The following is an 18,161-nucleotide window of genomic DNA, read 5'->3' as shown; positions in this document are numbered from 1 at the left end:
CGGCTGAAAGCTTGCGGCGATCGGTTTGAATACAGGCAGTATTTTGGCTGACAGAACGACGGCCGTTGAGCACGTAACGCGATCGACGTCGGGCCGCTTGCGGCCAACTGCTGCCGTTGGGGTTTCCAGTGCGAATGACGGCTCAAGACTGATTGAAGCCTGCTGACATTGGCATACCCGCTGGCCGGTGCACTCGGTTTGCTGCCGTTCGATTTCTGCTTGGTCGCATGACGGCAGGGTGCCCTGAGGAGTCATTCGAATTATAGAGATAGAACCGCTCAGCAATCATGATGGCTACAATAAGCGCTCCTCATCTGGCGCGCAATTTCGGCGCCACGTTGGCAAGTCGTTCCATTGTTCTGATTTCTTTATGACTGGTAGTCGTTCCGAGGCACGAGAGAAAGGCGTCTATGCAAGCCCCATATGAACTTACAGATGGTCAAGTGAAGCTCCAAACCATTATTAGTGCTTTCCCTGAAAACAGCCCTCATTGGAATGAGGCACAAAACCGATTTCAGTTTGTGGATCGACTTCTAATAGAATGTCTTGGTTGGGAAAGGCCAAGCATCAACGTCGAACTCTTCGATGAGCTTGGTGGTAGGGCAGACTACCTCTTAGGAACACCGCCGAAGGCCATATTGGAGGCGAAAAGAGAGGCAGTGCACTTCGATATTCCTCCTATCGGCAAGCCAACAATCGCCCGAAAGATTGCTCCCCTAATTAAGTCGTCGAAACCGTTCTCAGAAGCGGTTCGCCAAGTCATTCCCTATTGCGCAATTCATGGAGCTCAGATTGCTATCGTTTGCAACGGTCCGCAGCTCGCAATCTTCCAAGCAATTGCTCCTGGATACTCACCGCTTGAAGGGGACTGCTACCTTTTTGATGGCTTTCAGTCGTACTTGGAGAATTTTGTAACTCTTTGGAGGCTGCTATCACCGGAGGGAATTACCGAGAACTGTGCCTACCGTGACCTGGCCTTGTATCGAACTCCACGCGTCCCAGAAAAAGGCTCTGCTTCGATTTCGGAACCATACAAGTACCGGTATAGGAATAGCTTTCAGGAGAACCTCCGTTCGTTGTCGTCATTTTTTGCTTGAGGAAATCGAAGACAATCCAACGGTTAAAAAAATCGTTCTATAAGGAATGCTACGTTCCCATAGAAGCGAATAGCAGGCATCTACTTCAAAGCAAAAAAAATAATTGAATCCAGATATAGACGCGTTGGGAACGATGGCGTTGCTCCTACACAGCTTGATGCTACAGCGTCTATTAGCAGGGATGGAAATTTGAGATTTTACACCCCAGGAATTTCTGGCGCCGTCGGGTCAAGACCAATTGTCGTAATCGGCGATGTGGGCGTTGGCAAGACTTCTTTCTTTTGAAAATTTGTTCCAAAACTTAGGTGTTTCAAAAAAAGGCCAACGCGTATTTTATTCACATCAATCTTGGAACCAAAGCCAACCTATCCAAGGACATCAAATCCTACGTTCTTTCTGAGATACCTAGCGTGTTAAAGGAAAGGTACGGTGTCGACATAGACGAAGCCGACTTCGCAAACACGATATATTCTCGAGAGTTACTTGACTTCGATCGAAGCGTTAAAGGCGCGTGGAAAGGAGTTGACGACCATGCTTATCAGCGCGAGCGGGTAATCTTCCTTACAGAGAAGATCAGTAACCGCGATAGGCATCTCCAGGCTTCTCTGGGCCATCTTGCGCACGCTTGCAATAAGCAGATTATTTTGGTGCTCGATAATGCTGACCAGCGAAGTTTTCAAGTTCAGCAGGACGCGTTTTTTAATTGCGCAGGAGCTAGCGGCGACCCGCAATCTAATCGTCTTTGTGGCATTACGCCCTAGCACTTTCTATGTCTCGAAGACGACTGGCGCCCTTTCCGCGTATCAGAACAAAATATTGACGATTTCACCCCCGCCTGCCGACGAAGTAATACAGAAGCGTCTAATTTTTGCGGCGCGTGTCGCAGAGGGTAAGGCGGCACCAGCTGCATTATCCGGAATCCGCCTCAATCTTGGAAGCGTCGTATCGTTTCTAAACGCAACATTAAGGTCGATACGTACAAGCGAGCCAATCAGACTATTTCTCAGCAACATCACTGGAGGAAATACGCGTGCTGTCATCGAGCTTATCAACGGCTTCTTTGGCAGTCCGAACGTAGATTCAGAGAAGATCGTTCGAATCGAGAGCACTGGGGGGCGCATATAAAAATTCCCCCTTCACGAATTTACAAAGCATGCTCTTCTCGGCGAGTATGCATATTTCAACTCACAGTCATCTTTAGTCGCTTGCAATATTTTTTGACGTAATGATGGCGGATCCACGAGAACACTTTCTCTGTAGTTTGATTATCGCGTATTTGGGCTCGAATTTGGGTATCGTAGATAATGACGGTTTCTTGAATGGCAAGGACATAAGTGCCGAAATGACTCTATACGGCTTCGTCGAAGACCAAGTTCGACATGCAATTCGGTGCCTAGCAAAGAAACGTCTGATCGAGACACCTCACGCACATTATCGTGAGCTCCCAGTTGAAGATAGTGAGCCGCCCGAGCAGTTTCACTTCCGCGCGACATCTGTAGGCCTTTACCACACCAGATTTTGGACAGGTTCTTTTGCCTTCCTTGACGCCGTTTCAACGGATACGCCAATCTTCGACCAAAGTACGCGAGACGTAGTATCAAAGCTAGCCTCGTCGTTCGCGATCGGCGATCGATATCAAAAAGCCAACTGCTTCAGGAAGTATTTGGAAAACCAATGGCATCTCGCTAGTTTTGGCTCAACCTACTATGACTTTGTCGCTCTTATGAACAGCCAGGAAGATACCTTTGCGTCTGTAAAGCACGTTGCTGAACGGTACGCGTCTTGATCGATGAAGGCATCAGACTTTTCTATCGTCGAGGCCATAAGCGTAAGCTCCTGATCAGCCTGCGCGAGCTTCCGCTATTGGCCGGGTCCGGTCCACCACCTGAATCAAGTCATACCCGCTCTAGTGGCGGGTGAACTCAGTAAGCCGTCGCTCAACCGCCGGCGCCTACCGTGCCGTTAACGGCTCCAATCGCTGCACAAGAGACGCTCCCGCTAGATGGGCCAATGACCGCAGAGGGTCGGAAGGCGGCATAGCCCACAGTAGCGACGGCCCTGCATCAGTTGTGCCCCGATGAAAAGTGACCACGCGGCTACCGCTCTCTCGCCACCAGACGTTCTTTCAGTTTTGACCAGCGCCGTTCCACCTGCTTGCCCTTGACCGCCATGGCCAGCGCTCTCTTCTGGCCAACCAGCACCACCAGCCTCTTGCCACGCGTGATGCCCGTGTAGATGAGGTTGCGCTTCAACATCATGTAGTGCTGGGTCGAGATCGGAATGACCACCACCGGGTACTCAGAACCCTGCGACTTGTGGATCGTCGTTGCGTAGCAGAGCACCAGTTCGTCGAGTTCGCCAAACGGATAAGTCACCACCCGGCCATCGAAGGCCACGGCGAGTTCCTCTTCCTCCTGATCAATGCCGGTGACGAAACCGATATCGCCGTTGAAGACATCCCGGTCGTAGTTGTTCTCGATCTGCATCACCTTGTCGCCCACGCTGAAGCGGTTGCCGAACTTATCAACACTGTGCTCGCCGGGCGGGTTGAGCACCGCCTGCAAAGCCTGGTTGATACCGCGGGCGCCGGTGATGCCCCGGTTCATCGGGCACAGCACCTGAATGTCGCGAATCGGATCGACCTTGAACTTCCGCGGCAGCCGCGTCTGCACCAAATCCACCACGGTTTGCGCGATGACTTCCGGCTCCTCGGCAGCGACGAGGTAGAAGTCCGAGGCTTCTCCCTTCTCTGGCTGGCTGGGAAACACGCCTCGGTTGATCTGGTGGGCACTGCGAACGATGCGCGATGTCGCCGCCTGGCGGAATACTTCAGTCAGCCGGATGACGGGAACCGCTCCTGAGTCGATCAGATCGGTGAGAAATTGTCCGGGGCCGACCGAGGGCAGTTGATCCACGTCGCCAACGAGAATCATCGCTGTGCTGGTGGCCACCGCCTTGAGCAACTGGTTCGCCAGGGGCACGTCGATCATCGAGCATTCGTCGGCAACCAGAAGATCGCATTCGAGAGGATTGTCCGCGTTGTGCTTGAACTGACCGTTGAGCGGATTGACCTCCAACAGGCGGTGGATCGTCTTTGCTTCCAGTCCTGTCGATTCGGAGAGACGCTTGGCTGCTCGTCCGGTGGGCGCACACAGCAGAGGCTTGACGCCCTTGACGGTCATGATGGTCAGAATCGAATTCACCAGGGTGGTCTTGCCGACGCCGGGTCCGCCGGTGATCACCAGCAGCTTGGAAGACAGTGCGAGACGGATGGCTTCCTTTTGGCTGTCGGCTAGTTGGATGGCGAGCTTCTGCTCGACCCAAGGGATGGCTTTGTCGGCATCGAAGTCAGGAAGGGTCGTCCCGCCCGTTTTGAGGCGCTGTATCTCGGCGGCGATCGACTGCTCGGCGTAGTACAGCGGCGCAAGGAACACGCAGGGTTTGCCTGCGACGGTGTCGGGCAACAGCACTTCGTCGGTGATTTCCTGAGCGATCGCTGTCTCGATGATGATTCCGGAATGTCGAGCAGCTTCACCGCCAAGGGCACCAGTTCTGCATAGGGCAAACCGCAGTGGCCCTGGCCTGATGCTTCGGTCAGCGCGTAAGAGATGCCGGCCTGGGCGCGCAGGGGAGAATCCTTGGCGATGCCGATCTTCTGGGCAATCGTGTCCGCGGAGAGAAAGCCGATGCCGCGAATGTCCTGGGCCAGGCGGTAGGGGTTTTCGGTGACGATCTCGATGGCGCCCTGGCCATAGGTCTTGAAGATGCGCACCGCTCGGGAAGTGGATACCCCATGCGCGTGCAGGAAGACCATGATGCTGCGAATGATCTTCTGGTCGGCCCAGCCGGAGGTGATCCTTCTGGCGCGGACTTCGCCGATGCCGGGAATTTCGCGGAGACGCTCTGGCGACTGCTCGATGACGTCAAACACCGCCGCACCGAAGGACTTCACCAGCTTGCCGGCATAGACCGGGCCAATGCCCTTGACCATGCCTGAACCGAGGTAGCGCTCAATGCCGGTCAAGGTGGTCGGCGGCGAGATTTTGACGAAGACGGCGCGAAATTGCCGGCCATGCTCGCGATCGGTGACCCAGCTGCCGGAAGCAGAAGCGTATTCGCCGGGAGAAACGACGGGGGGCGTGGCCGATGAGGGTGATCAGTTCTCGCTCACCCTTCACTTTCAGGCGTAGAACACAGAAACCGTTCTGCTCGTTGTGGAAGGTGACGCGTTCTACGAGGCCGGCGAGGCGGTCGAGTGTGGCGGCGTCAGACATGGAGGGGCGTCGTCAGGCAGCCTGCTGAAGTGGTGCGTTCTTGACTGACGCCTGGACGCGTTTGCGCAGCTCCTTGCCAGCCGTGAAGTGGGGTACATATTTCGCGGGTACCGGAACCGCTACCCCGGTTCTTGGATTGCGGCTGTTCCTCGCTGGATGGTAGTTCAGACGGAAGCTGCCGAACCCCCGGATTTCAACGCGATCTCCTTGCGCAAGGGCGCGCACGATGGCGTCAAGGATTTCCTTTACGGCGATGTCGGTATCCTTTACCGTCAGCGTCGGAAAGCGGGAGGCGATGGTAGCGATCAGATCAGCGCGGGTCATGGTCTGCATTCTACCGTCAGGGCTCGTTTTGCCCTGCGTCGGCGGAGTGGAAGCGTTTGCATAACGGCCGGAAGCGGAGGTGACGTTGAAGGATCAGATGGCACGGTTTTCAGTGTAGTGATCGCGGGAGAAAGTTGAATCGGGGATGGGTCGATGATGCTTCGGTGGTCTACCTCAAAGAAAGGCGTGGTGCCGCCATAGTCGTCGCTTACAATCACCATAGGCCTCACCTCTCGTTGGTTCAGGGTAGGAAGTTTTCCTACCGGCGGACGATCGTGTCCGCTACACGATATGCGAGAAATCCTGCCTCGAAATTCTGTGCCATATGGCCTCAACCGCGGGCGGCGGTAGAAGAAGTAATAGTGAGAAGTCGCCTGCCGGGAGTCCGAAACATCAAACTCAAGAACCCAGGGCAAACGCGCCAAGACCCGAAAGCCCGACCGGTCGCTGATCCAGGGAGATGTCTTCTTGATTGACGTGCCTACCCTTCCAGTTGAAGTCAACCGCACTTTTTCGCCTTTCAAAGAAGCGGATTCGGGCGAGCCAGACATTGAATTCTGGTTCCGACACAACGATGGATACGGAGTCAGTTGGAACGATCTCATCGGGAAGCGGCTGGTGGTCGTTGTCGGCGAAGCTGGGATTGGCAAGACATACGAGTTCCATGCTCAGGTACGGCGACTCCGGTCGGCCAACAAGGCGGCCTTCTTTATTCCGCTGAACCTTCTTGTACACCCAGATGATTGGGTGATCGCCCTCGGTGAGGACGCAAGCCTGTTCGAACACTGGAAGAGCAGCACGGACGAAGGGTACTTCTTCCTCGATGCGGTCGACGAAGCTCGGCTGACCGGGCCGACTGCTCTGCGGCGGGCGCTGGCCTGTATGAAGCGCGTGCTTGTCGGCCAGACTGAACGTGCGTCGCTGTTCGTGTCGAGCAGAGTCAGTGACTGGAACCTCAGCCAGGTGCGGCACTTAATTGAGCAGGAGCTTGTCCTGACGGTCCCGGTACCGCTGTCGAACCGAACTGACGATTCTACTGACGTCGTGCCACAGGACGCGGCATCCGGCAAAGCCGTTGCAGTACCTCTTGTCGCTTACTACCTCGACGGTTTATCTGTCGATGCAGCCAAACAGCTCGCAGGGCACTATGGCGTACAGGCAATCAGCGAGTTCTGGGAAGCAGTGGAGGATGGAGCCTATGAGTTCCTCGCAAGTCGACCGCTGGACCTGGAATGGATGGCTTCACGCTGGAACAGCGCCGGGGAGCTGGGTACCTTCATGGAGTTGCTGGAGGATGCCGTCACCAACCGGCTACGGGAGAAGAACCCCGGTTACGTCGACGCCGGCGTTGCGCTATCTCCCGACCAACTACGTTCCGGGGTAGAGGCATTGGCCGCCGCAAGCGTTCTGTCGGGCAATGCCTATTTCCAAGTCGAGATTGGAGTTGCTCCACCCGGAGTGATCACTCTTGGCGACCCTCTGCCCGACTGGAAGCCCGACGAGTATCAGCGGTTACTGGGTTCCGCGATCTTCGACGAAGGGACCTACGGGAGGGTCCAGTTCCACCACCGTGCCCTTCGGGAATACCTGGCAGCATGGTGGGTGAAGCGACGGCTGGATGTGGGCTTGCCCTTCGGCGACGCATGGGCACTGTTCGTCGGAACACCCTACAGCGAGGAAATCCTCCTGCCGTCCCGTCGACCCGTCTTGTGCTGGCTCTCGGCGTTGGACGCAAGAGTGCGTACACGCGTCATCCGGGCATTTCCCGAGATGGTCATCTTCGAGGGTGACCCTCAGCAATGGAGCGTCGACGACGTCGTGGGGGCTTTTGCAGGGTATCTGGATCGCGTGAAGTCAGGTTTCCGAGCCGATTGGAATAATGATCCGTCAGAGTTTCGCCGGGTTGCCAAAACGATTCCGCCTGCGCAGCTTTCGACCTGGATAGAAGCGTATCGAGGAGATCTGGAGGTGCTGGTCAAGCTGCTGACCGTGATTAAACATGGTCGAGTGACGGTTTGCGCAGATCAAGTTTTTGCGATGTACCGAGACAGACAGAACGTTGCACAGCTGTTGGGGCCTTCGCTTGATACCTTGTCAACAATCGCGACCTCTGACCATCGCGCAGAGATTACCGAAGACCTGCTTGCTGGTCGGCTGGCCGGGAATGAAAGGATCGCAGCAGGAATCCGGGCCGTCGGTCTAGCGCATTTCACTTCCGATCACCTGCTAAATACTCTTGCGCAGACCCGCTCGGAGAATCGCTACGGCGGCGGTGCCATGGCATCGATGGTAACGTCAGACCTCCTGCCAAAAGCAACCCTGCAAGAGGCGACGTTGCTGCTCGCAGCCGTTCTTACACGCCTGCCTGAGCTTGACGCGCATGCTCTTGCATGTCGATCCGAGACCGAGGACAACCGCGATGGATGGATGCTGTCGGTCTTGCCGGACGTGCTTCTCAAGTGCCTCAACCTATCGCCATCGTGTGACACGGACAGCATCGCGCTAATGAAGTGCGCGGCCCTTGCCACGGAGAAGCTCAGACACACGCCGTATGCCAATGAGCAGGACTTCCAAGACCTTCGCGCCGCGGTTGCTAGGTTTCCGGAGCTTCGCCAGGAAGTCGCGCTTGGGATCGCCCTCTCGGAGATGCCACGGGGAATCTCGATACTAATAACTGGGACATCGGGGCTGGTTCGCCTGGATCAGGCGGATCTGGATTGGCTTGTAAAGGCAGCAAATGAAGCGAGTGCCGACCATACGGAGCGCAATATTTGGTATCGCATTGCCGCGGATATCGCCTTGATGTTTCTCCGAGGAAGGGCCAGAAACAAGGTGCTAAACGAACTGGCCAGCGGCCCGGACACAGAGCTGCGGCGCAATGAGAACCATCGGGCAAGGTTGGAACGGGTACAGGTGGTGCGCACTCGGCGAGGCTGGACACATCAGAACTTGGCGCAAGAGAGAGTGACGTCGGCACGCGAGGTGAGCGAAAGCGAAAGCAACAAGGCTGCCTTGTTGAAGAAGATCTCTGGAATTCAGGATGGCTCTGATTACAACCTGATCGTATGGCTCGTTCGTCATGCAGTCGCGAGCGACCAAACAAACCGGTACACGAAGGTGAGCGTAAACGCGATCCATCGTGAATTCGGGCCTGAGATTGGGACCGCTTTCGACGAGGGGCTTGCCCAAGCCTGGAGGCACATCGATGTGCCGGATTCGACGGCATACCTGGACAACAGCGTGCCATGGTTGGGAATCGTCGGACTGGCCAGTGCGAATCACGCCTTCCGAACCGGGCTGCGCACCACGGAGTTGACGAAAGAGGAACTCGCCAGAGTCGTTCGCTTCTGCGTGTGGGAGCCTCGTAGCCTCGAGCCCTGGTTCACAGAGCTCGCGCAGAATCGTCTGGATCAAGTCTGCAGCGCACTGGCGCCGTGGTTCGATTTCGAGCTCGCGCTGAGCACCGAGGCTCCGGTTCGACGAGTCATCAACATGGTTTTGGCTGGACCTGTGTCTCTCCAAGAGGCAATACTACCGAGGGTCGTCAAGGCTATTCGCGAGGGAGCGATTCCAAATGAAGAACGACGACGAACGTTGGTATTGGCGATTGCTGATGCCCTTCCTACTGGACGCGATTTCATGGGGGAAGTTGCAGCAAACGCGCTTGAGGTAGGTTTCACAGCTTCGCCCCAACGCTTCGAAGCCGGCTGGTTCCGCGACTGGGCGAGCATAGATTTCGCCGGTGCGTGGAATGGGTTGATGGAGCATCGCGACAAAGGGCGTTTTGCTAAGGACGAACTCGTTGAACAAGTTTCGGCCGTGTTGGACGGAAACAGCCAATTTTGGAACCAGCAGGCGGGAGACGAGAGAAAAGCCTCAGCGCTTGCCGCATTGTTCGGACTGGCCGACGAGTACCTTCGTGATCTAGAGAAGCGCACGACCGCTCAGCCGGATGCCGACAGACTGTCACCTAGGAGAAAGGTGCTAGAGCTGTGGAATCGGATCCCAGATATGCTATCGACTTGCGGAGGCCCGCGCGCATACGAGGCGCTGATGAGCCTTGCCAAGGGTTGTGGTGAGCCTATGCATGCCGCGCGGATAAGATCACAGGCTTACCAGCAAGCCGCACGGGAAGCCGAGGACGCCACGCGGATCTCGGCGGCCGCACTACCGTCAATAGGCGAACCCTACATTCGCGAAGCACGTACGGAAGGAGAGTTGTTCCTGCAGGTCATGGCGCGGCTGGTAGAGATCGCCGATGGCATCGAGAAGGGACCGTTCAGCGAGCGCGGCTTGTTCCCTGCAGGGGTCGTTGAGAAGCAACTTCAGCTTTGGCTTGCGGCTCGCCTGGAAGATACGCCGCGTCGAAGCTTCACGGCCCGCTTCGTGGTCACGCGCGAACCGACTGTCGACGCCGACAAGCGCACCGACATTGAGGTCTCCAGTAAGGTTGGCAAGGTCTGCATCGAGATCAAACCCCTCGACAAAAACAGAAGAAGCTATTCGGCTCAGAGCCTGGCCGAAGACACTTTGGGAAGACAACTCCTGGAGCAGTATCTGCGAGGCAGGAACAGTCAGCACGGAATTCTGGTCATCTTTCGGCTTGACTCGAAGCGTTGGCAAATTCCGAGGCGCAAGGGCAACCGACCGTTTGGAGAGCTTGTTGATTACCTCAGAGAACAGGCACGCAACGTGCTTGCAAACGATTCGCAGATCTTGGGGCTTGAGGTACTCCCTATCGACTGTACGGCACCGTCTTGAGGTAGGTTCCGCACTTTCCATGGATTCAGACTCTCGCGATGGGTCTGCGTCGAATGTCCATAGGACACATTGGCCGGTTACGGGACATAGGCTAGCGCGTCGAGTACGGCGGCGGCGTCAGCATTACGCCCGGGAAGCCAGGACAATCAGGCTTGATCGATACTGCCCACCTCCGAACAGATCGATCGTGACGAAAGCGCCGGCGAGCAGGGAAAGCACGCGCCCGGGTGCCGAACGCGGACGAGAATCGATGGCACCGGAAGTGCTCGTGAGTCAAGCAGCCAAAGGCAAGACAGTCGAGCGACACCTTGAGAGAAGGGAGCCTCCGAAAATTCATTGCGCGGGAAACTAAGCCCTGGCCAACAGTTCTCGGCCGCCTCTACACCACCAGAAATTTCGCGGTGGCGTATCTGTCTGACCCAAAGCACATGCCCGAAAACCACCCGTCAGCCTATGTCAGTTTCTGAAGCAAAAACAACGGCTTAAAAGTTCTGCACTAAAATCGCGAAGTCACGAGGTTTCGAGAGAAACGGCCCGTAAGAACCGAGAAATGACATTTGTGGGGTGGCGAGGTCAACAGGTATAAACGAAAAACCCCGCAGAACATGGCGTCCGGCGGGGTGATCGTTTTTGTCGCAGAGCTTTGCTGCGACTTTCCTGGCGGAGACGAAGGGATTCGAACCCTTGATGCAGGTTTATGCCCGCATGCTCCCTTAGCAGGGGAGTGCCTTCGACCTCTCGGCCACGTCTCCTAGGAGGGCGTGATGATATCGGTTTCGTCACGTCCGGTCAAACCCAACTTCGACTTTGGCGGCTTCTCCAGGCCGAAGGCCTTGTGCAGGACGCGCACGGCAAGTTCGAGGTACTTTTCCTCGATGACGACCGAGATCTTGATTTCGGATGTCGAGATCATTTGCAGGTTGATGCCTTCCTTGGCCAGCGCGCCGAACATCTTGCTGGCGACTCCGGGGTGCGAGCGCATGCCGACGCCGACGGCGGAGACTTTGCAGGTGCCCGTGTCGCCACTGAGGTCGCGGGCGCCGATCTTTTGCCGCACGGTTTCCAGGATGGCGAGGGCCTTGCTGTAATCGCTGCGGTGGACGGTGAACGAAAAGTCGGTGGTGTCGTCACGGCCAATGTTCTGGATGATCATGTCGACATCGATGTTGGCGTCGGCGATTGGCCCGAGGATCTGGTAGGCGATGCCGGGGCGGTCGGGAACGCCGAGCATGGTCAGCTTGGCTTCGTCACGATTGAAAGCGATGCCGGAAATGACGGGTTCTTCCATGGTCCTTTTTTCCTCAACAGTGATCAGCGTGCCCTCGCCTTCGTCCTCGAAGCTCGAAAGCACACGCAGTTTGACTTTGTACTTGCCAGCGAATTCGACCGAGCGGATCTGAAGCACCTTGGAGCCGAGGCTGGCCATTTCGAGCATTTCCTCGAAAGTGATGGTGTCCAGTTTGCGTGCTTCCGGCTCGACGCGCGGGTCGGTGGTGTAGACGCCGTCGACATCGGTGTAGATCTGGCACTCGTCAGCCTTCAGTGCAGCGGCCAACGCAACGGCCGAGGTGTCCGAGCCGCCGCGGCCCAGAGTGGTGATGTTGCCGTCTTCATCGGCACCCTGAAAGCCGGCGACGACGACCACGTTGCCCTCGGCCAGGGCTTTGCGAATTCGCGTTTCGTCGATCTTGAGGATGCGCGCCTTGGTAAAGGCGCTATCGGTCAGCACGGTGACTTGCGAGCCGGTGAAACTCCTGGCTTTAAGGCCTTCGCCATGCATGGCCATGGCCAGCAGCGCGATGGTCACCTGTTCTCCGGTCGAGGCGATGACGTCGAGTTCGCGCGGGTCGGGCGAGGGCGAGATCTCCTTGGCCAGGGCGATCAAGCGGTTGGTTTCGCCGGCCATTGCCGACGGAACGACGATCACGTCGTGCCCCGCCGCCTGCCAGCGAGCGACGCGTTTGGCGACGCTTTTGATACGATCCGTCGAGGCCACCGACGTACCACCGAACTTCTGAACTATCAGTGCCATTGCCAATCCAATTCGAGGTCCGAAAAAACCGCTATTCTAAAGCATTGCTTGACACGGCGGCAAAGAGCCTCCGGCCCTGATGAGCCGATCGGCATTAGTCAAATGTTCTAATCAAATGCCACTTGCAATTCTGTTTGATTCGCCTATAGTGTGCCGTGTATTACTTGGGTCAGAGGGTGTCGATCTGTGGCAGGAAGCGGGTTGCCTGCTGGTTCGCGTAGAGTCATCGTACGAAAGGATAGCTATGAGCACCGTCAAAGTCGTCGAGAGGGTCGATCCTCGCGAAATTCGCCGCAAGCTTGGCCTCAATCAGCAGCAGTTCTGGTCAAAAAATTGGCGTGACGCAAAGTGGTGGTTCGCGCTACGAGAGTGGCCGCAACATGCCAAAGCCGGTACGTGAGTTGCTGCGCCTGGTGCATGTCGAGCAAATCGATATTCAGCGCCTCAAGCGCGAGGACTTCGAGGTCGTCGAGTATCTGAAGGCGGAAGACCCCGAACAATTCAAATCCCTCAAAAAAGCAGCCAGAGGCAAGGTCAAGAAGGCTGTTTGAGCCTGGCTTGGCGGCGCCGCTGGTAGCGCCGTTTCCGGACGTGATCCGGGTTTTCACGAAGGTGGTCAACTGCTGGCTGCTCGCCGGGCGGCGAGCGCCACCGCCCGGGTGTCCCGGAAGCCAGGTTTCCCGCAAGATTTCCCGAAGCGCGTGCCGTTCAGGGTGAACTCGTTACGCGAAGCCCTTGCGCGGGGGCCCGGCGCAGGCGTTTGGAGTCCGGGCGGTGAGCGCTGCAAGGCGTTCCGGAGTGCGCCTCGCGCCTGGTCTTCGGTCTTGTTCTCCTGGTCAGGGAAGTTGCAGCATTTCCTTGGCGTGCTGGCGAGTGATCGGCGTGATTTCTATGCCGCCCAGCATGCGGGCGATCTCTTCGATACGTGCTTCGGCTCCAAGTGTGCTGACACGGCTACGTAGCTGACCGGCCTCGGAGACCTTGCTGACTTGCCACTGCCAGTTGGCGCGTGCGGCGACTTGCGGCAGATGCGTCACGCAAAGGACTTGTCGTTCGGCACCCAGTTCGCGCAGGAGGCGGCCGACGACCTCGGCGACGCCGCCGCCAATGCCCACGTCCACCTCGTCAAAGATCAGTGTCGGGACGCTTGCCGCCTGACTGGTGACTACCTGGATGGCCAGGCTGATGCGCGACAACTCGCCGCCCGAGGCGACCTTGGCCAGGGAGCGCGACTCATTTCCGGCCAGCCCGGCAATGCGAAACTCGATCTGCTCAAGTCCGGCGGCGCTGCCGCCCTCGATCGGCAGCAGCGCGATGTCGAAGCAGCCGCCGCCAAGTGCCAGTTGCTGCATCACCTGGCTGACTTCGCCGCCCAGGGCCAGGGCAGCGCTTGCGCGACTGGCGGACAGCCGCCGAGCCAGTTCACCGTAATGCTTGCCCGCCGCTTCGACGCGTTCGCTCAGCCCGGCGAGGTCGGCGGCATCACCAAGTACCGCCAATCTCTCCTGCCAGCGCGCCAGCAAGGCCGGCAGTTCGTCCGGAGTGCAGCGAAATTTTCGCGCACAATCAAGGACGGCTTCGAGGCGGCTTTCGACGTCCGTCAGGCGCTGCGGATCAAGCTCGACGCGGTTGGCGTAGCGGCGAAGTGCCGAGATTGCTTCGCTGAGCTCCGCCTGCGCCGACTGCAGCAGAACGGCGACTTCAGAGAGAGCGGGGTCGTATTCGGAGAGGCCATCGAGCCGACTGGCGACTCTGGCGACTTGCGCTTCGCATGCTGCATCGCCTTCGGCGAGCACCTGCAGCGCGAACTGGGCGCCTTCACCCAGGCTTGCTGCGTGTGCCAGGCGCTTGTGCTCGTCGTTCAGTGCCCGCCATTCTTCGCTCGAGAAGCCGAGCGCTGCCAGTTCTCCCAGTTGCCAATCCAGCTGCTCGCGTTCGGCGGCCAAGGCTTCAATGCCCTCGGCGGCGGCGTCGAGGCGGTTCCTGGCGTCGCGCCATTGCCGCCAGGCGGTGGCGACTTCAGCCAGCAGGGCGTCGAGCCGGGCGTGCGAATCGAGTAGTGCGCGTTGGGCGTCGCCGCGCAGCAGCGACTGGTGGGCGTGCTGACCGTGGATGTCGACCAATCCTTCGGCGACCTCGCGGAGCTGCGCCTGGGTGACCGGCGAGCCGTTCAGGTAGGCGCGCGAGCGGCCGTTGGCATCGAGCACGCGGCGCAGCAGCAGACCGTCCTGGCTATCGATATCGTGCTCTCGCAACCATGCGGCGGCCGCCGGAGACTGGTCGAGATCAAACTCGGCGCCAATCTCGGCGCGTTCGCTGCCGGCGCGTATCAGGCTGGCGTCGGCGCGCTCGCCAAGGGCAAACGCCAGCGCGTCGACAAGAATCGATTTGCCGGCGCCGGTTTCTCCGGTGAGCGTGCCGAAACCGCCCTGGAACTCGAGTTCAAGGCGATCGACCAGTACAAAGTCGCGAATTGTCAGCCGGCGTAGCATGATGGGGTGGTCGCAGGAATTGCCTAGTGCTCCTTTGGTCGCTCGCTCCAGTGGAGCTTCTGACGGAGCATGGCGAAGTAGCTGTGGCCGGGTGGATGCAGCAGGCAGATCGAATACTCGGAGCGACGGATGCGTACGCAATCGCCGTTCGTGAGGTCGACTGTCACCTGGCCGTCGAAGTGCACGCGCGAATCGGTGCCATGAACGATGCGGATCTCGATCTCGTTGCGATCACCAACGAGGATCGGCCGGTTGGTCAGCGCATGCGGGCAAAGCGGGACCAGCGCGATCGCCGAAACCTGGGGATGCAGGATCGGGCCATTGGCCGATAGCGCGTAGGCTGTCGAGCCGGTGGAGGTGGCGACAATCAGGCCGTCCGCGCGCAGGTGGTAGATGAATTCGCTGTCAACGAAGAGCTCGAATTCGATCATTCGGCCGATGGCTCCCTTGTCGACGACCACGTCGTTGAGCGCCAGGTGAGGGGCGCCGACAGGGCGTTCGTCACGCAGCACCTCGGCTTCCAGGAGCATGCGCGTTTCGGGAACGAATTTGCCGTCGAGCAGGTCGTCCATGGCCGCCAGCATGTCGTTGCGCGAGATGTCGGTCATGAAGCCCAGGCGCCCCTGGTTGACCCCGACCAGGGGCACGCGATAGCGGGCCAGTTGGCGTGCGGCGTTGAGCATGGTGCCGTCGCCGCCGGCCACGATGGCCATATCGGCATGCGCGCCCAGCCAGGCAAAACTGCCGCTCGCCCAGCTGCGCAGGTCAAGTTGCGAGACGACGTTGCGTGCGGTTTCCTCCTCGATCAGGACCGTCATGCCGCGTTCGTGCAGGTATCTGGCCAGCATGCGGATCGATTCGGCAATATCCTGACTATGATACTTGCCGATCAGCGCAATGGTCTTGGGCAGATTCGCGCAATCGGTCGATTCGTGAGGAAAGACATTGTTCATGGCGTCAATTAGACCACAATTCAGCTTTCATCCGCGGCGCCCCCGCGAGCGGGGAATTTTTGTAGAATCCAAGCCATGCTAGACGAACGCGCCAGAAGGCTGCTCAAGACGCTCATTGAACGTTACATCGCGGACGGGCTGCCGGTCGGGTCGCGTGCCTTGTCAAAGTACTCCGGCCTGGACCTGTCGGCAGCGACCGTGCGTAACGTCATGGCTGACCTCGAAGAGAATGGTCTGATCGCCAGTCCGCATACCTCGGCCGGACGTGTGCCGACCTCGCGTGGTTACCGTTTCTTCGTCGACAGCCTGCTCACCGTCGAGCCGCTCGAGAAAGAAAAGATTGACGCCATCGAGGGGCAGCTATTGCTCTCGCAACCGCGGCAGCTGATCAGCAATGCTTCGCGCCTGCTCTCCGGCTTGAGTCACTTTGCGGGTATCGTCATGACGCCCAGGCGGCGGGTGCCGAGGATTCGTCAGATCGAATTCGTCAGTCTGTCGGAAAAGCGCATTCTGCTGATCCTGGTGACGGCCGACGGTGACGTGCAGAATCGCCTGCTCTTTCCCGGCCGCTCATATACCCCGTCGGAACTGGTTACGGCAACCAATTACCTGAACCAGCATTTCATCGGTGGCGATTTCGAGCATATTCGCCTGCGTGTCCAGGAGGAGCTGCTGCGCTTGCGTGGCGATCTGCAGTCGCTGATGGCCGCCGCGCTGGCCGCCGGTGACGAGGCGATGAAGGGCACGGACGAGCGCTATATCATCTCGGGTGAGCGTAATCTGCTCGAAGTCGAGGAGTTCTCGTCGAACATGAAGCGGCTGCGCGAGTTGTTCGACCTCTTCGAGCAGCGGACTTCGCTGATGCAGTTGCTCGATCTGTCGCATCGCGCCGACGGCGTGCAGATCTTTATTGGCGGCGAATCGGGCCTGGCACCCCTCGATGAATGCAGTGTGGTTACCGCGCCTTACGAGGTCGACGGTCAGATCGTCGGCTCGGTGGGTGTGATTGGTCCCACCCGCATGGCCTACGACCGCGTCATTCCGATCGTCGATATCACCGCCAAACTACTTTCTTCCGCGCTCTCTTACCAGGCCAATTCCTGATGCCTCGTTATCTCCCCGAGCCGGCTTACGGTCATGGTTCGCCGGCAAGAACTGCCGTTTTGCTGATCAATCTCGGCACACCCGACGAGCCGACGGCGCCGGCGGTGCGACGCTACCTCAAGGAATTTCTTTCCGACGCGCGCGTCGTCGAGATTCCACGCCCGCTCTGGTGGCTGATCCTGAATGGCATCATTCTCAGAGTGCGACCGCGACGGTCGGCCGAAAAATACGCGTCGATCTGGACGGCCGCTGGCTCGCCGCTGAAAGTGTATGTCGAGCGGCAGGCGAAGCTGCTGCGTGGTTTCCTGGGACAGGCAGGGCATCAGGTGGTCGTCGACTACGCCATGCGTTACGGCGAGCCGTCGATTGCGGCAACCCTCTCGCGACTCAAGGCCGCAGGCTGTACGCGGATTCTGCTGCTGCCGCTCTACCCTCAGTACGCGGCAAGTACCACCGCCACCGCCATCGATGCCGCCTGCAGCTGGTTACAAAGTGTTCGCAACCAGCCGGAAGTGCGCTCGGTCCGGAGTTTCGCCGACCATCCCGGCTACATCGCGGCGCTCGCGGCCAGTGTTCGCGAGCATTGGGCGAGCAGTGGGCAGCCGGGCGATTCGTATCGGCTGATCATGAGTTTTCATGGGCTGCCGCGCTACACCCTGGACAAAGGCGATCCCTACCACTGCGAGTGCCAGAAGAGTGGCCGCTTGCTGGCCGAGGCGCTTGGTCTTGCTGCGGGGCGCTATCAGATCTGCTTTCAGTCGCGCTTCGGTCGCGCCGAGTGGTTGCAGCCGTATACCGCGCCGACTTTGAAGGCGCTCGGTAAAGAGGGTGTGCAGCGGGTCGATGTGATCTGTCCGGGTTTCCCTGCCGACTGCCTGGAGACGCTCGAAGAGATAGCCATCGAAGGGCGCGCCGAGTTCCTCGGCGGCGGCGGCAAGGAGTTCCACTACCTGCCGTGCCTCAACGACCGCGACGACTGGATTCGCGCCCTGGCCGACATTGCCGAAACGCAGCTGCGCGGCTGGCCGACGCAACTCGCACCGGAGGCGGCCGGCCTGGAACTCAGCGCCCTGCGTGCCAAGGCTCTGGGAGCGTCATCCTGAGGGCGGCGCCAGCGCGCCCGG

Annotated in this window: 10 protein-coding genes, 1 tRNA gene and 2 pseudogenes; 7 read left to right on the top strand and 6 right to left on the bottom strand. The window is 58.5% G+C overall.

All coding sequences use genetic code 11. From position 1 onward, the window contains the following. The first annotated feature begins 410 nt into the window (after window positions 1-410). From E4Q23_RS23875 to E4Q23_RS23865, 3 genes are all read left to right on the top strand, one after another. Window positions 411-1,097 (top strand): hypothetical protein, encoded by a 687-nt coding sequence (locus tag E4Q23_RS23875; protein ID WP_248595408.1) that lies wholly within the window; start codon window positions 411-413, stop codon window positions 1,095-1,097. Between the two features lie 657 nt (window positions 1,098-1,754). Next, window positions 1,755-2,222, top strand: a complete 468-nt coding sequence (locus E4Q23_RS23870) for a hypothetical protein (protein ID WP_248595407.1) — start codon at window positions 1,755-1,757, stop codon at window positions 2,220-2,222. A 190-nt stretch (window positions 2,223-2,412) separates the two neighbouring features. Continuing rightward, complete coding sequence (locus tag E4Q23_RS23865; RefSeq protein ID WP_248595406.1) at window positions 2,413-2,883, top strand: hypothetical protein; 471 nt, start codon at window positions 2,413-2,415, stop codon at window positions 2,881-2,883. A 310-nt stretch (window positions 2,884-3,193) separates the two neighbouring features. On the opposite strand, the pseudogene E4Q23_RS12310 reads toward E4Q23_RS23865, so the two are convergent. Next, window positions 3,194-5,371 (bottom strand): annotated as a pseudogene (locus E4Q23_RS12310) (ATP-dependent RecD-like DNA helicase). Window positions 5,372-5,383: 12 nt separating this feature from the next. Continuing rightward, window positions 5,384-5,695 carry an integration host factor subunit beta gene (locus tag E4Q23_RS12305; protein ID WP_169066904.1) on the bottom strand — a complete coding sequence of 104 codons (312 nt, stop codon included), beginning with the start codon at window positions 5,693-5,695 and terminating at the stop codon, window positions 5,384-5,386. Window positions 5,696-6,163: 468 nt separating this feature from the next. On the opposite strand from E4Q23_RS12305, the gene E4Q23_RS12300 reads away from it, so the two are divergent. After that, a complete protein-coding gene (locus tag E4Q23_RS12300) occupies window positions 6,164-10,456 on the top strand; it encodes a hypothetical protein (RefSeq protein ID WP_169066903.1) in 4,293 nt (1,430 codons plus the stop codon). Between the two features lie 658 nt (window positions 10,457-11,114). Here E4Q23_RS12300 and E4Q23_RS12295 read toward each other — a convergent pair. Further along, window positions 11,115-11,208, bottom strand: a tRNA-Ser gene (locus E4Q23_RS12295). Beyond that, window positions 11,208-12,488, bottom strand: coding sequence for an aspartate kinase (locus tag E4Q23_RS12290; protein WP_169066902.1), 1,281 nt, complete (start codon window positions 12,486-12,488; stop codon window positions 11,208-11,210). Before E4Q23_RS12290 ends, E4Q23_RS12295 begins: the two co-directional genes overlap by 1 nt. A 244-nt stretch (window positions 12,489-12,732) precedes the next feature. On the opposite strand from E4Q23_RS12290, the pseudogene E4Q23_RS12285 reads away from it, so the two are divergent. Continuing rightward, window positions 12,733-13,039 (top strand): annotated as a pseudogene (locus E4Q23_RS12285) (helix-turn-helix domain-containing protein). A gap of 285 nt (window positions 13,040-13,324) precedes the next feature. Here E4Q23_RS12285 and recN read toward each other — a convergent pair. Both recN and E4Q23_RS12275 read right to left on the bottom strand, forming a co-directional pair. Beyond that, window positions 13,325-14,980 (bottom strand): DNA repair protein RecN, encoded by a 1,656-nt coding sequence (gene recN / locus E4Q23_RS12280; protein WP_169066901.1) that lies wholly within the window; start codon window positions 14,978-14,980, stop codon window positions 13,325-13,327. A gap of 23 nt (window positions 14,981-15,003) precedes the next feature. After that, entirely contained in the window at window positions 15,004-15,933 is a 930-nt protein-coding gene (locus tag E4Q23_RS12275; protein WP_169066900.1) for an NAD kinase, read from the bottom strand. Between the two features lie 75 nt (window positions 15,934-16,008). Here E4Q23_RS12275 and hrcA point away from each other — a divergent pair, with 75 nt between their 5' ends. Both hrcA and hemH read left to right on the top strand, forming a co-directional pair. Beyond that, window positions 16,009-17,037: a heat-inducible transcriptional repressor HrcA gene (gene hrcA, locus E4Q23_RS12270; RefSeq protein ID WP_169066899.1), complete on the top strand. Its 1,029-nt coding sequence runs from the start codon at window positions 16,009-16,011 to the stop codon at window positions 17,035-17,037. Next, entirely contained in the window at window positions 17,037-18,140 is a 1,104-nt protein-coding gene (gene hemH, locus E4Q23_RS12265) for a ferrochelatase (RefSeq protein WP_169066898.1), read from the top strand. The genes hrcA and hemH overlap by 1 nt, the downstream gene beginning before the upstream one ends. The last annotated feature ends 21 nt before the right edge of the window (window positions 18,141-18,161 follow it).

The organism is Candidatus Accumulibacter phosphatis (assembly GCF_012939955.1).
Lineage (GTDB): Bacteria > Pseudomonadota > Gammaproteobacteria > Burkholderiales > Rhodocyclaceae > Accumulibacter > Accumulibacter delftensis.
This window is presented reverse-complemented; position numbering and strand designations above follow the sequence as displayed.